This window comes from Pseudomonas cyclaminis (assembly GCF_015163715.1).
Taxonomy (GTDB): domain Bacteria; phylum Pseudomonadota; class Gammaproteobacteria; order Pseudomonadales; family Pseudomonadaceae; genus Aquipseudomonas; species Aquipseudomonas cyclaminis.
The window spans coordinates 13252-28018 of record NZ_JADDUM010000027.1; the positions used below are offsets into that span (position 1 = coordinate 13252).

The 14767-nt window shown below is 61.8% G+C and carries 12 protein-coding genes; 6 read left to right on the forward strand and 6 right to left on the reverse strand.

Annotated features, from left to right (window positions below; all coding sequences use genetic code 11):
• Positions 1–3 precede the first annotated feature (3 nt).
• Positions 4–1611, forward strand: coding sequence for an AvrE-family type 3 secretion system effector (locus IQK56_RS31015; protein ID WP_341869481.1), 1608 nt, complete (start codon positions 4–6; stop codon positions 1609–1611).
• A gap of 119 nt (positions 1612–1730) precedes the next feature.
• On the opposite strand, the gene IQK56_RS03640 is transcribed toward IQK56_RS31015, so the two are convergent.
• The 6 genes from IQK56_RS03640 to IQK56_RS03665 all read right to left on the reverse strand — a co-directional run bounded on the left by IQK56_RS03640 (position 1731) and on the right by IQK56_RS03665 (position 8255).
• Positions 1731–2510 (reverse strand): PhzF family phenazine biosynthesis protein, encoded by a 780-nt coding sequence (locus tag IQK56_RS03640; RefSeq protein WP_122309051.1) that lies wholly within the window; start codon positions 2508–2510, stop codon positions 1731–1733.
• A 98-nt stretch (positions 2511–2608) separates the two neighbouring features.
• The gene (locus tag IQK56_RS03645; protein WP_122309053.1) at positions 2609–5050 is read right to left on the reverse strand and encodes a TonB-dependent siderophore receptor; all 2442 of its coding nucleotides are present in this window, start codon (positions 5048–5050) and stop codon (positions 2609–2611) included.
• Positions 5051–5153: 103 nt separating this feature from the next.
• Positions 5154–6110, reverse strand: coding sequence for a FecR family protein (locus tag IQK56_RS03650; protein ID WP_193864167.1), 957 nt, complete (start codon positions 6108–6110; stop codon positions 5154–5156).
• A complete protein-coding gene (locus IQK56_RS03655; RefSeq protein WP_122309057.1) occupies positions 6103–6630 on the reverse strand; it encodes an RNA polymerase sigma factor in 528 nt (175 codons plus the stop codon). The genes IQK56_RS03650 and IQK56_RS03655 overlap by 8 nt, the downstream gene beginning before the upstream one ends.
• 97 nt (positions 6631–6727) lie before the next feature.
• Positions 6728–7561, reverse strand: coding sequence for an EamA family transporter (locus tag IQK56_RS03660; RefSeq protein ID WP_150760843.1), 834 nt, complete (start codon positions 7559–7561; stop codon positions 6728–6730).
• Positions 7562–7589: 28 nt separating this feature from the next.
• Positions 7590–8255 carry a GntR family transcriptional regulator gene (locus IQK56_RS03665; RefSeq protein ID WP_122309061.1) on the reverse strand — a complete coding sequence of 222 codons (666 nt, stop codon included), beginning with the start codon at positions 8253–8255 and terminating at the stop codon, positions 7590–7592.
• 253 nt (positions 8256–8508) lie between these two features.
• On the opposite strand from IQK56_RS03665, the gene IQK56_RS03670 reads away from it, so the two are divergent.
• The 5 genes from IQK56_RS03670 to IQK56_RS03690 are packed head-to-tail and all read left to right on the forward strand — an operon-like array spanning position 8509 to position 14708.
• Positions 8509–9741, forward strand: coding sequence for an NRAMP family divalent metal transporter (locus IQK56_RS03670; protein ID WP_122309063.1), 1233 nt, complete (start codon positions 8509–8511; stop codon positions 9739–9741).
• A 28-nt stretch (positions 9742–9769) separates the two neighbouring features.
• Positions 9770–10540, forward strand: a complete 771-nt coding sequence (locus tag IQK56_RS03675) for a LamB/YcsF family protein (RefSeq protein ID WP_122309065.1) — start codon at positions 9770–9772, stop codon at positions 10538–10540.
• Complete coding sequence (locus tag IQK56_RS03680) at positions 10537–11343, forward strand: putative hydro-lyase (protein ID WP_193864168.1); 807 nt, start codon at positions 10537–10539, stop codon at positions 11341–11343. The genes IQK56_RS03675 and IQK56_RS03680 overlap by 4 nt, the downstream gene beginning before the upstream one ends.
• A gap of 9 nt (positions 11344–11352) precedes the next feature.
• Positions 11353–12972, forward strand: coding sequence for a 5-oxoprolinase/urea amidolyase family protein (locus IQK56_RS03685; RefSeq protein WP_193864169.1), 1620 nt, complete (start codon positions 11353–11355; stop codon positions 12970–12972).
• Complete coding sequence (locus tag IQK56_RS03690) at positions 12969–14708, forward strand: acetyl/propionyl/methylcrotonyl-CoA carboxylase subunit alpha (protein ID WP_193864170.1); 1740 nt, start codon at positions 12969–12971, stop codon at positions 14706–14708. Before IQK56_RS03685 ends, IQK56_RS03690 begins: the two co-directional genes overlap by 4 nt.
• Positions 14709–14767: the final 59 nt, after the last annotated feature.

Genomic DNA, 14767 nt, shown 5'->3' on the forward strand with positions numbered 1-14767 from the left:
CAAGTGCAGCAACTGGAGAGTGGCCACACTCTCAGCCCTAGCCGCACTCAGGGTAAAAGCCTGGGGTTGATGCTCACGGGGGTAAAACCTGTGGCACCCGTAGAGTTTTTTTTGGGCGCCTCCAAGTCTCATACCAATGGCGTCAGCATCAGCCGCACGGGTACGGGAGCCAGGGTTGAGATCTCGATGGACGACACGCGGCGGTTGGCCGGTTCAGTGGCTTCTGGCCTGACGCTTGGGAGGGGGGCGCACGCGTTCGGGCCTGGGTTAAGGGTTGCCGGGGAGTTGACGGCGGCGGTTGCAAAAAGTAGTGGTTCAAGTATTGGGTTTGACGTAAAGGAAGCGGATTTTGGCAAACTGATGTCGATTCTTACAGGGCAGTCCGGAGGCATCCAAGACTTGCTTGCGCTTGGAGAAAAGCATTCGGCAGGCGAAAGTGAGAAGGTCAGCGCTGACGTTAATCTGGATGTGCTTGCGCAAATGCGGTTGCTCTACAATCCGCAGGAGAACATCGCCGAATTGGACTCAGTGATACGCACAGGTATCGGGATGTTGGGCAACCTCAACCTTGCGCACGCGGACAAGAGCCAATCCACCACACGCTCAGCGACGGGCACCAGCCAGGGAGGAGGAAGCAGCGCACAATGGCTGAGACAGGGCGGTGTGGGCGCCAACTTCGCCCCTTTGAATGCGCTGGCGTTGGGTCGTGCGGTGGCCGATGGGCCAGCGACTGCAATGTTTGCTTTGCCGGAAGTATCGGTCATGGTGAAGTTTGATCGTGGGCAATCACGGGCCTTCAGTTTTTCTTTCACGCCGCCGCAACCGGTGACTCAGTCTCAGGTTGATGATCTTCAACGCAGCTTGTCTCAGTATTCGCCGCAATTCAAACGAGACTTGGCCTCCATTGAGCACCCACGGGGCACACTGGATGAGCAGTTGGCCGTGTTGCAGCATTTTCTGGCGACACATCCGCCTTTGGCCACAAAGCCAGATACCTATCACGCTATCAGCCAGTCGCTGGATAAGTTGATCACTCAGCAGCTTCATGTGAAAAATGGGCTTCGCCAACTGGCCTCGGTCGAGTCTTCTGTCACGCGCGTTGGCTTGCGTGACAACGGGCGGCATGACTGGCTGGACGATGTCGCGCCTGCCAACAAAGCATCCATTGAGCAGTGGCTCAAGGACGACCCGCAATTTGCCCAGGTCATAGATCAATTGCAACGTGGGGAAGGCACGTCGGTGAGAGTCGGTATGGAGCTCAAGCCAGCGATACTGCGCACGATAGAGCATCGCTACTTGTCGGGTGAAAGTACCGAGAAGTTGATCAAAAAAGCACTCAGCGATCCTACCAATCTGCGAGTTAAAAACATGAGCATGAGCTACACCGCTACCCAATCCCATGCGATGTCGTTACCTGCCATGACGAATCTTAGCTTTTCCAGCAACGCGACCCTCAGCCACACTCAAAAATACGTCAACGTCGACCTGGAGTATGGACTTGATGCGGATAAGCCGTTGCGAATGCGGTTGAATGATACGCGGAGCAGCCCACCCCACCCTGATCTGACGATTGACTTGGCAGACCAGCGCATCAGAAACCCAATCCTCTAGACTGAAACGCGGGTAAACGGTTTGAGTGGAATCCGGTAGAAGAAAGCGTCATGCCTTTCGGCAAGACGCTTTCTCGCATTGCACCCATGGAACATGAGCGCTCACCGTGAAAGGGCGTTTTACAGGTAAATCACGCCTTGCATATACAACACGGCCTTGCCGGAAATAATCACCCGGTCGCCTTGTAGCTCGCAGCGCAACTGACCCTTGCGCTGGCCACCTTGCTCTGCGGTCAGGTACGACTTGCCCAGGCGTGCAGCCCAGAACGGCGCCAGCGAGGTGTGCGCGGAGCCCGTGACGGGATCTTCATTGACGCCCACGTTCGGGCCGAACCAGCGTGAAATGAAATCGAAGTGCGTGCCTTTGGTGGTCACTGCGATTCCGCGTTTAGGCAGGCCCTTGAGCCGCGCAAAATCCGGCGTCAGCGCAGCGACCTGGGCTTCGTTGTCCACCAGCACAATGTAGTCATCGGTGCTGAATACCTCGGCGTGCTCGATCCCCAGGGCACTCAACATGCCGGCTGGCGGCTCACAGGGCTGCGGCGTCTTGGCCGGGAAATCCATCGCCAACTCATCGCCATCGCGTGTCACCCGCAGCTCGCCGCTGCGGGTGGAAAAGCGCAGCACTTCGGGGGCATCGGGCAACTGATTGATCAGCACCCATGCCGCCGCCAGCGTGGCATGACCACACAGGTCCACCTCGACTTCGGGGGTAAACCAGCGCAATTCATAGCGCCCATCACGGGGCACGAAGTAGGCGGTTTCGGAGAGGTTGTTTTCGGCGGCGATGTCTTGCAGTTGCTCGTCAGGCAGCCACTCGGTGAGCGGGCACACGGCGGCTGGGTTGCCGCCGAAAGGATGTTGGCTGAAGGCGTCGACTTGGTAGATGTCCAGTTTCACCGTGAAGCACTCCGTGTGGGGGGAGGCGGGACACTAACAGTGGCAAAGCAGGGCGTCAAAAGCGGCCTACCTTGGGATAGGCCGTGTGGGTCAGGTCATCAGAAATCCCAGCGTGTGGTCAGCATGAAGTGACGCGGCGCGCCGTAAATGGCGGAGTTATAGAAGCCCACGTTGGTGTAGTAGTGCTTATCGAACACGTTGTTCAGGTTCAGCGTGGTCGACAGGTTTTTGGTGAATTGGTAGCGCGTCATCAAGTCCACCACCCAATAGGACTCCTGGGAGAATTTATCGGTAGTGCCTTTGGGGCCATTGTAGATCTCCTGCCACACCGTGTTCTGCCAGCGCAGGCCACCGCCGACGCTGACTTTGTCCAACTCGCCCTTGAGCTTGTAGATCGTGTACATGCTCACCTGGTCTTCGGGTTCGAAGGTCGAGACTTTTTTACCCGCCTCGTCGCGCACCACTTTGTGGGTGTAGCCACCTTGCAACTGCCAGCCGGGGGCGATTTCGCCGGACAGTTCCAACTCATAGCCCTTGGTCGTCGCGTCGGTGCCCTTGAAGGCAAAGTTGGACGGGGTTGGCGTCTGGTTGTTGTACGCGTCGTCGGGGAGGGAGCGGTTGCTTTCCTTGACTTCGAAGTACGCCAGGCTGGCGTTCAGGCGACCGTCCAGGAACTCGCCCTTGAGGCCCACTTCGTAGTTCTCGCCTTCGTCCGGGTCGATCAGCTTGCGGTCACGGTCGAGGTTGTAGCTTTCCTGGGGCATGAACACATCGGTGTAGCTGACATAGGCCGACAGGTTTTCCGTGAGGTCATAAATGGCCCCGGCATAGGGAATGAAACGACCGGTTTCACGATAGGTGTCGGTGCTGCCGGTCAGGGTGTAGTCGACCACACGACCGCCCAGCAGCAGTTTCAGGTCATCGGTGAGGTTCCAACGGGTGGTGACGTACATGCCGGTCTGGCGGATGGTGTCGTCGATGACTTGCGAGGCCACGCCCCAGTCGGGCTTGGCCAGGTTGCCGTGCCAGTTGAAGTAGTCGACGAGGTTGGCCGTGGGGAAGGTTTCGTCCCAGTAGCCCTTGCCCTTCCAATGGGCGGTGCTGATCGAGCCGCCCACCACCAGGTCATGTTCGCGACCGAGGAAGTTGAACGGGCCGCTGAGGTACAGGTCGGCCGAATCGCTGGTGGTCTCGCCTTTGTAGCGCTGGGCGTTGATGTCCGCAGTACCGTCCGCTGCCGGCTGGTAGAACTGGATCGCGCCCATCTGGGCATCGTAGCCGTTGAGCTTGTGATCCAGTTGCAGCTTGGTCACCCAGCCGTCGCCGAGGTCGTGCTCCAGGTTCGCGAACACCGTGCGGGTGTATTGCTGCCAGCTGCTCCAGTCGGTGGCATTGCTGAAAGACCGCTTGGCATCGTTGAGCGCACCCGAATAGTTGAACAGCGGGAAACTGCCGGACCAGGTCGAGCCTTTGGGTTTGCTGTCCTGATAGTCGGCGCCGACGGTGAGCAGGGTGTCGGGCGACAGGTCGAATTCGAGGATGCCGTAGAACACCGAGCTTTTGTTCGAGTAACGGTCGATCCAGGACTTGTTGTCCTGATACGCCGCCACGGCACGCCCGCGCACATTGCCGGTTTCGGTCAGCGGGCCGCTGACGTCCACTTCCGTGCGGTAGTTGTCCCATGTGCCGGCTGCCGTGGTGATGTGGCCGAGAAATTCCGCCGTGGGCTTCTTGCGCACCAGATTGATGGTGCCGCCCAGGGAGCCGGCGCCGCTGAGCAGGCCGGAGGCGCCTTTGAGCACTTCGACGCGGTCATAGATCGCCATGTCGCTCAGGGTGTTGCCCGCCGAATAGGCCACGTTGCGCACGGCCGAGGGGATGCCGTCGTATTGGAAATTGTTGATCGAGAAACCGCGCGAGTAGTAGTTGCTGCGGTCGGTGTCGTAGGCCGAGACGGTAATGCCGGGCGTGTGGCGCATCACGTCGTCGACGTTGTCGAGGGCGAAGTCGTCCATGTGCTGGCGCGTGACGACACTGATGGACTGCGGCGTTTCACGGGGTGTCAGCACCAGGCGCGTGGCCGTGGCGATGGTCCCCGGAGTGTAGGAGCCGGTCCCTTCGGTGACGGTGCCCAGTTGGTTGCTGATCACCGTGGTGGTGCCCAGTTGCAAGGCTGCGCCAGGCTGTTCGGCGCGGGTCAGCATCACCGCATTGGGACCGTTGCGCTCAAAGCTCAGGGGCGTGCCTTCGAGCAGTTGGGCCAGCGCCTCCAGGGCGGTCATGCGGCCGTTGACACCGGGCGATTCGACGCCCTGGGCCAGGTCGGCCGCGTAGGCAATCTGCAGCCCGCTCTGCACACTCAATTGATCCAGGGCATTGACCAGCGACTGGCGCGCGATGGCAAAGCTGCGGGTGTCCGCCGCTTCGCGAGTGGCCGGCTGGCCCGCCGGTTCCACGGCAACCGCGTGGCTGCACGCCAGGCAGATGGCGAGCGCCAGGACGCTGCGGGCATGGGTCGGATTGAGTGCTGGAAAGTGCATGTGAGCCCCGTTAGAAATAGGAATGATTTGCAAAGGCAAAGTTCTTGACGGGTTGAACCTTCGAAAGCCGTAAAACTTTTTTCGACGGTGTCGGGGCTCTGTGTCAGCGGATAACCAGAATGCCACCGGGCAGGCGCTGGACCTGGGTGGAGGTGACTTTACTCAATGCCGTTACGATCGCCAGGGGGTCATCCAACCGGTAATTCCCGCTGACGCGCTCACCGGCGGCGGCATCGTTGAATAACAGGATCGGCGCCGGGTAATAGCGCCGGATCTCTTCCAGTACCTGCGCCAGTGGCGCGTTCTGGAACGACAGCCGCCCGTTGATCCAGGCCATCTGCCGTTCGCTGCCTTCCAGTGACAGCGGTTGCAACTGTCCATCGCGCAACTGTTGCCAGTTGCCCGCTTGCAGCAGGCTCTGTTCGCCTTTGCGGTTGGTGAAGCGCACCTGGCCCTGGCGCACGGCGACGGTGACCCCCGAGCCGCGCTGGCTGACGCTGAATTGCGTGCCGACCACGGTCACGCTGGCCTCGGCGGTCTCGATGCTCAGGGGGCGGCTGGCATCATGGGCGGCTTCGACGTAAAGCTCGCCGCGCAGCAACTTGATGCGTCGATGTGCGCCGTCGAAGGCGGTGCTGATTGCGCTGTGGCTGCCCAGCACGATGTGCGAGCCGTCTTCCAGGTCAAAGCGTTCCAGCTGCGCGACGTCGGTCATGTGATCGGCTTGCAGGCGCATCGGTACATCGGCCATCCAGCCGACGCCCAGTGCGAGCAACACGGCAGCTGCGGCGGCCATCAAACGCATCCTGGGAGGCTTGGCGGTCAGCGGGGGCGGGGGTAACTCAAGGTCGACGGCAAGGTCTTTCAAGGCCTGTTCGAAGGCGCGGTTTTCCCACATCGTTTCCAGTTCGGCATACGCGCTGGCGTGCCGGGGATCGGTGGCGCGCCACTGCTCAAAGCGCTGGCGGGTGATGAGGCTGTGCGCCATCTCATCGCGCTGGGCGAACCAGTCGGCGGCCTGCTCACGCACGGTGTCGGGAGTGTCGGGATGATCAATCATGGTAGGTCGTTTGCCTGACGCAGGCAGTGAGGGCTTGGCGCAGGTCTTTTTCCACCGTGCTCAACGATACCTGCAGGCGCTGGGCGATCTCGCCTTGGGACAGGTCGTGCAGTCGATGTAAAACCAGGATTTGTTGCTGGCGTTTGGGCAAGGTAGCGAGCACCTGTTGAAACTGCCGCAGTTGCTGCTGGCCCTGGGCCTGACTCTCCGGCCCGGGCGCCGTCGTGGGCACTTCGACCACCAGGCTTTCGGCCAAATGGCACTCATAGCGCCTTTTACTGCGCACACTGCGCAAATGGTCAAAGGCCAGGTACTGCGCGGTTTGATAAAGAAACGGCTTCAAGTGTTCGATGGGGCGGGCGTACAGCGCCTTGGCTACCTTCAGGTAGGTTTCCTGGGCCAGGTCCTCCGCCTGGCTCGAACAGCCGACGACGCGCGACAGCATACGGATTAACGCACTGCGCTGCCCGATAAAAACGGCGCTGAGTTTTTCCTGATCCCCTGGCGTCCCTGTCTCCATGGCCCCGATACCTTGATGCTGCGTTGCGCGAATAGCAGGCATACTAATGAGAAGCTGTCTCATTTGATAGGGCGGTGGGGGATTTGTTTAGTGCGCGTCAGCCCAGCCGCAACACCATCGCCCCGGCGGCAATGATGCACGCGGCCAGGATACGCGTGCGGGTCAGCTGCTCTTTGAGCACCAGCGCCGAGATCACCACGCCGAACAGAATCGAGGTCTCCCTGAGCGCCGCGACTGTGGCGATGGGGGCCGCGGTCATTGCCCACAGCGCCAGGCCATAGGACGCGACGGTGCCAAAGCCGCCAATCACGCCGGGGCGCCAGTGACGCGCCAGATAGCGGCAGAACGCTCGCCGCCGAACGGTAAATGCCCATGCAGCGAGTGGGAGGCCGGTCAGCAGGAATATCCACACCGTATAGGCCGCCGGGGCGCCGGACTTGCGCACGCCGATGCCGTCGATAAGGGTGTAGCCCGCGATGACAGCCGCATTGAGCAGTGCCAGGAGCATCCCTTTGCGCTGCCCGGTCGATGGGGCTGCCGCCATGCTCAAAATGCCGATGCAGATCACGCCAATGCCGAGCCAGGCAAAGGATGACAAGGATTCGGACAGCAGTCCCGCGCTCGCGGTCGCCACCAGCAATGGCGCGGTGCCTCGCATGATCGGGTAGGTCTGACTCATGTCGGCGAGGCGGTAGGTCGCGGCGACCAGCACGAAATACACCACCTGGAACATCACCGAGGCGCCGATGAAGGGCCAACTTGCCTTCGCCGGCACTGCCAGGAACGGAATCACCGCCAACGCGATCAGGGACGCGAAGGACGCGATCATGCAGGTGGTCAGCAGCTTGTCGTCACCGCCCTTGACCACGGCATTCCACGTGGCGTGCAGCGCAGCGCCGAGCAGGATGATGGCGAACACATCAAGGCTCATCAGGGATGTCCTGTCTGGTGGTGGGCGACTATCGCTTCATGCTGCGCTCGTACGCGGCCAGGACAGTTCGCTCCGATTGCACCAGGTACGCATCCAGCATCACCGTCGCCTCGTCTGGGCGGCCTTCCTCAACGCAGCGAAGTATCGAGGCATTCATATTGAGAAACGGCAGGTGCAAGAATTGGGGATCATTGAGCACGCCAAAGGCCAGCCGCAATTCAGCCGAGATCTGCCCGTAGAACACCAGCAGGCGTGGGCTGTCGGCCAGTTCGACGATTGAGGTGTGGAACATCATGTTGGCCGTGCCGACCGCGACCCAGTCTTTCGCTTCGCGCGCGCGGATGCCTAATTCGACGGCCTCATGCATGTGCAGCGTGCCTGGATGCTGAGGGTAGCCCTGGGCGATTGCCTTGCATTCGATGAAGCGGCGCACCCGGTAGATGTCGATGATCGACGCCATGTCCGGCTCCGCCACCGTGACGCCGCGGTTGGGTTCGTGTTTGAGCAACCCTTCACGCGTCAGGACCCGGAAGGCCTCTCTCAACGTGTTGCGCGAAATATCCAGGTTCTCGGCCAGTGCGGCTTCTGAAAGGCGTTGGCCGGGCACGAGCTCGCCTTCGACCAGCATCCTGCGAATTTCCTGGGTGATGGTTTCTCCCAGTGATCTTGGCAGGGCGGAAGAGGCGTCGTTCATAAAAAATCCTAGGTGAGAAAACCGCTCCATTATTCCATCAGAGCGGGTGAGTGGCACAAGGATGAAGCGAGTCGTATGCGTCATTAAGTAGCACTTGCGCGGTATGAGGTAACAATTTGGTGCTTATCACTCAACTATCAGTGATGGATTGTTCAACAAGAACGCCTTGATGAGTCTACATGTCAGGGTGTTTGCCTGGCTTTTGGCATGCTCATTGCTCAGTCAAACTATCTCTCACTGTAGGAATGATGCCGTGACACAGACCCCTCAAGCGTTCACAAAAGCGCGGCGCGCTTCGTTGATCGCCGCGATTTTCATGATGGCGACGTCTGCCATCGGCCCTGGATTCATCACCCAGACCGCCACGTTCACGGCCAAGATGGGGGCGGCATTTGCGTTCGGTATCCTGGCGTCGATCCTGATCGACTTTGTGGTTCAACTTAACGTCTGGCGTATCGTTTCCCTGACCCGAATGCGGGCCGCAGACGTGGCCAACAAAGCGATTCCAGGCAGCGGTTACCTGCTGGCGGTGCTGGTGATCTTCGGTGGGCTGGTATTCAACGTCGGCAACATTGCCGGTGCCGGGCTGGGTCTGAATGCGCTGATGGGGCTTGATGCGAAATGGGGCGGTGGCCTGAGCGCCCTGCTGGCCATCGGCATCTTCCTCTCCCACCGCGCCGGGCTGGCCGTCGACCGGCTGATTGTCGTGCTGGGCGTGGTGATGATTGGCTTGACGCTGTTCGTGGCCTTCGCCTCCAACCCGCCTCTGGGGGAAGCCCTCTACCAGACCGTCCTTCCGGACCAGATCAACTTTGCCACCATTACCACCATTGTCGGAGGCACAGTCGGCGGTTACATCACCTATGCGGGTGCTCACAAACTGCTGGATCGCGGTACTACCGGGGTTGAAAACCTCCAGGCTGTGACCAAAGCGGCCCTGAGCGGCATCCTGGTCACCGGCCTTATGCGCTATATCCTGTTTCTCGCCATCCTTGGCGTTGTGGCCAGCGGCGTCGTCATCGACACCTCGGGGCAGGGCGCCAATCCGGCTGCACAAGCCTTCCAGGCAGCAGCGGGACAGATCGGCCTGCGCATCTTCGGCCTCATCCTCTGGGCTGCCAGCATCACCAGTGTGATCGGTGCCGCCTACACGTCCATTTCCTTTATCACCGTGTTCAAGCCGAACATCACCGAGCAGAGTCGCAACCGTGCGACCACCGTGTTCATCGCAGTATCGCTGCTGATCTATGTCCTGTTGGGCACCGCGCCTGCCGCACTGCTGCTCTTTGCCGGCGGCTTCAACGGTCTGATACTGCCCATCGGCCTGAGCATCTTTATCTACGTCGGCTGGCGCCGATCCGACCTCATGGGCGGTTACCATTACCCGCGCTGGCTCTTGGTCCTGGGCGCTCTGACCTGCCTGCTGACCTGGTACATGGCGATCAAGTCCGTTGTGCCGATCTTTGCCTTCCTCAGCGTTGCCTGAGCCGGATAACGAAAAAGGAGTTACGTGAATGCCAACGATAGATATCAACAGCGACCTGGGCGAAAGCTTCGGCGCCTGGAGCATGGGCGACGACGACGCCATGCTCGATGTGGTAACCAGCGCTAACGTCGCCTGTGGTTTTCACGCCGGCGACCCCGCCGGCATCCTGCGGACACTGAAATCCGCCGCCGCAAAAAATGTCACCATTGGCGCCCACGTTGCCTACCCGGACAAGGTCGGTTTCGGTCGCCGGAACATGGACCTGGCCAGCGATGAGCTGACCGCCGACGTGATTTACCAGATCGGTGCGCTGCAAGGCCTGGCCAAGGCTGCCGGCACCTCGGTGCGTTACGTGAAACCCCACGGCGCGTTGTACAACACCATTGCCCACGACCGCCGCCAGGCGCTGGCGGTGATCGCGGCCATCCGGGCCATCGATCCCACGCTGATCCTGGTGGCGTTGGCCGGCTCCGAGCTGATTGAGTGGGCGCGTAACGAGGGCTTGCAGTGTGTCGCCGAGGCCTTCGCCGACCGCGCCTATACACCGCAAGGCACCCTGGTTTCGCGACGCGAGCCGGGCGCCGTGCTACACGATCCCCAACGCGTGGCCCAACGCATGCTGCGCCTGGTGCAAGACGGCACCCTCGAAGCCATTGACGGCACGCTCACCCGAATCCAGGCCGACTCGATCTGTGTCCACGGCGACAGCCCTGCTGCCGTAGCGATGGCTCGCGAATTGCGCCGAGTGCTGGAGCAGGCCAACTTGGCGTTGCAGCCGTTTGCAGGAGGTCGTCCATGAATGCGCTCGCCCGCGCCCGCCAGGCGGCCATCGCCGCGGCCCAGGACGCACGTCAAACCTACCGTGACGGGCGGGTCACCCCCACGGCCGGTATCGCGCCGGGCATGACCCAGGCCAACCTGATCGCCTTGCCGCGCGAATGGGCCTACGACTTTCTGCTGTACGCCCAGCGCAACCCGAAAGCCTGCCCGATTCTCGACGTCAGCGACGCGGGCAGCCCGCGGACACTGCTGGCTGAAGGCGCCGACCTGCGTACCGACATCCCCCTGTATCGCATCTGGCGGGACGGCAAGCTGGTCGAGGAAGTCAGCGATGCCACCCAGGCTTGGGCCGAGCACGACGATATGGTGGCGTTTTTGATTGGCTGCAGCTTTACCTTTGAAACCGCCTTGCAAGAAGCCGGCATCGAAGTGCGGCATATCGCCGATGGCTGCAACGTACCGATGTACCGGACCAACCGCGCTTGCCGTCCGGCGGGACGTTTGCAGGGTGAAATGGTTGTGTCCATGCGCCCGATCCCGGCCGGTCGTGTGGCCGAGGCCAGTGGCATCTCCGGGCGTTATCCGTCGGTCCACGGCGCTCCGGTGCATATCGGGGAGCCGGCGCTGCTGGGCATCCAGGACCTGAGTCGACCCGATTTCGGCGACGCCGTGCGCATCGAGCCCGGCGAGATTCCGGTGTTCTGGGCCTGCGGTGTGACGCCCCAGGCGGCGGTGGCGGCGTCGGGCGTCCCCTTCGCGATCACCCACGCCCCTGGCCACATGTTCATTACCGATGTGCCTGACAGCACCTATCACGTCTAGGAGTCTCCCGTGCGTTTTCTACCGGTCAACCTGGACACCCTGCTCGTCGAATTGAACGATCTCGATGAGACCTTGGCTTTGTTCGACGCCCTGATGGCGGAGCCTATTGCGGGCGTGGAAGAAATTGTGCCTGCCGCGCGGACGCTGCTGATCCAGTTTCGCCCCAGCGCCATCGAGCGTCAGGCGCTGGTCGATCGTATCGCCGGCCGGGACCTGAGCCAGCGCCGCGAGGGCGAACAGCGCCGCGTGGAAATCCCTGTGCATTACAACGGCGAAGACCTCGATGAGGTCGCCACACTGCTCGGCATCAGCCGTAATGAAGTGATACAGCGCCACACCGCCCATGACTACAGCGTGGCCTTTTGTGGGTTCGCGCCGGGGTTTGCCTACCTTACGGGCGGCGCCGGTTTCCAGGTGCCGCGCCGACAAACCCCTCGCACCCGCATACCAGCGGGTGCCGTGGCGCTGGCCGGGGATTTCAGTGGCGTCTATCCGCAAGCCAGTCCCGGCGGCTGGCAGATCATTGGTGTCACGCCCTTGCAGATGTGGGACCTGAACCGCACCGAGCCGGCCCTGCTGCGCCCTGGTTATAAAGTGCGCTTTACCGACGCAGGCCCGCTCCCGGCCAACGGCCTACCAACCCCCGCTGCGGCGGCGCGTCCCACCGACCCCGGCGGTGCTTATCTGGAAATCACCCATCCTGGGTTACACAGCGTCTTGCAGGATATGGGACGGCCCGGCCAAACCGGTCAAGGCGTATCCCGTTCTGGTGCGCTCGACCTCGGCGCCCTGCGCGCCGCCAACCGCGCAGTGGGCAATCGCTCGGACATGGCATGCGTGGAGTCGGTACTCGGCGGCTTGAGCTTGGTTTGCCATGGCCGTGCGGTGATAGCGATCACAGGGGCGCACACCCCGGTCACCATCACCAGTGCCAGTGGCTTGCAATGGGCGGCCAGCAACTATCAACCCATCGAACTGGACGTGGGTGACCGTGTCAGCCTGGGCGCACCGCTGGCGGGCCTGCGCAGCTACCTGGCCATTCGTGGCGGTTTCGAGGTGGCGCCGGTGCTCGGCAGTTTGTCCACCGACACGTTGGCCCAGGTCGGCCCTGCGGCACTTGCCGCTGGTGATCGTCTGGGCTTCACCACCCTGACCACGGGCACCAGCGTATCGCTGAACGAAGCCCCGGCCTTTGAGCTGCCGACGGCGGCCGATATCGTCACCCTTGATGTGGTCATGGGGCCGCGCACTGATTGGTTTACCGAAGACGCGATCCAGCGCCTGACCCGCCAGCTGTGGCGCGTAACCTCACAGTCCAACCGGGTGGGCATTCGCCTGGCCGGTGATACGCCGCTGACGCGCAGCAACCCTCAGGAACTGCCCAGCGAAGGCACCTCCGTCGGCGCTATCCAAGTTCCAGCCAGCGGCCAGCCCGTGCTGTTTTTGGCCGACCATCCGTTGACCGGTGGTTACCCGGTGATCGCCGCAGTGGCTACACACCACTTGGACCTGGCGGGGCAGATACCGATCAACGCGCAGATTCGCTTCAACCCCCTGGGCGGATTCCACGAAATCCAACCCAGCACAGATGCCTCTTCTTCAACTGCCGATGCGAAGACAACTCCATGAAAAAATTATTGATCGCCAACCGTGGTGAAATCGCCGTCCGCATCGCCCGCGCCTGTCGCGACTACGGTGTGCAGTCTGTCGCGGTGTATGCCGACGCCGACATCGACGCCCTGCATGTGCGCCAGGCCGACGAAGCCTTTTCGCTGAATGGCCAACGCCCGGCAGAGACCTACCTGGATATCGAAAAACTCCTGGCCATCGCCAAGCGCAGCGGCGCCGATGCCGTGCACCCAGGTTATGGTTTTTTGTCGGAGCGGGCCGACTTTGCTCGCGCAGTGATCGCCGCGGGCTTGATCTGGGTGGGCCCCAACCCAGAGACCATCGACGTGCTGGGGGACAAGGTCGAAGCGCGGAAACTGGCCCAGCAGGTCGGCGCACCTCTGGTTGCGGGTACACCTGGACCTGTCGAAAGCGCCGCGCAAGTGCTGGCCTTTGCCGAGCAGCATGGCCTGCCGATTGCCATCAAGGCGGCCTTCGGCGGCGGGGGGCGCGGCATGAAAGTCGCCTGGCGCCTGGATGAGGTTGCCGAGTTGTTTGCCTCGGCTGTGCGTGAAGCCGAAGCCGCCTTTGGTCGCGGTGAGTGTTTCGTCGAGCAGTTCCTCGACCGCCCTCGTCACATTGAAGCGCAGATTCTGGGCGACAAACACGGCAAGGTGGTGGTGGTCGGCACGCGTGACTGCTCGCTGCAACGACGCAACCAGAAGCTGGTGGAAGAGGCGCCCGCGCCCTTTATCAGCGACACGCAGCGCCAGCGCATTCATCAGTCGGCCCACGATATCTGCGCCAAGGCCGGCTACGTCGGCGCCGGCACGGTGGAGTTCCTGCTCAGTCAGGATGGCACCTTGTCGTTTCTTGAGGTCAACACGCGCTTGCAGGTCGAGCACCCGGTGACCGAAGAAACCACTGGCGTCGATCTGGTGATCGAGCAACTGCGCATAGCCGACGGTTTCCCGTTGTCATTCAGCGAGACGCCAACCCCACGCGGCCATAGCTTTGAATTTCGTATCAACGCCGAAGATGCGGGCAAGGGCTTCTTGCCGACACCGGGGCAAATCACCGAGTTCCTGCCGCCCTCGGGCCCAGGCGTGCGCCTGGACAGCGGCGTGACCAGCGGTTCACGCGTGCCCAGCACCTTCGATTCGATGATGGCCAAACTGATCGTCAGCGGCGCCACCCGCGAACAGGCTATTGCGCGTGCACGCCGGGCCCTGGCTGAATTCAACATCGAGGGCATTGCGTCGGTACTGCCTTTCCACCGGGCCGTGATGGATCATGCCGACTTCACCGGTGCTGAGCGCTTCGCCGTGCACACCCGCTGGATCGAAACCGACTTCGCCGAACAGATCACCATCGCGCCGCGTAACGCCATCTCGGCCGACCCTGAGGTGCTGCGCACCTTTGTCGAGATCGACGGCAAGCGCCATGAACTGGGCCTGCCTGCGGCCCTGTTGCGCGGTGTCAGCCTCAACGCCGCCGGCCCCGCCAGCGAAGGCACGAGCACACGCGAGGCGGTTGATCCGCACGCGGTACTGACGCCGGTAGCAGGCAACCTGCACACCTGGGTGGTCGACGATGGCGAATCGGTCAGTGCCGGGCAAGTGATTGCTGTGGTCGAAGCGATGAAGATGGAAACGTCGATTCTGGCCCCCTGCGCGGGCGAAGTTCAGATTGCCAAACAGGCGGGTGACTACTTTGAAGCCGGTTCCCTGATCGGCCGTATCAACGCCGTCAGTTGATTCAACCGCTTCTTTCGCAGGCCGTACGGGCAACGGGGTAATCACCCGGTTGCCGCGTG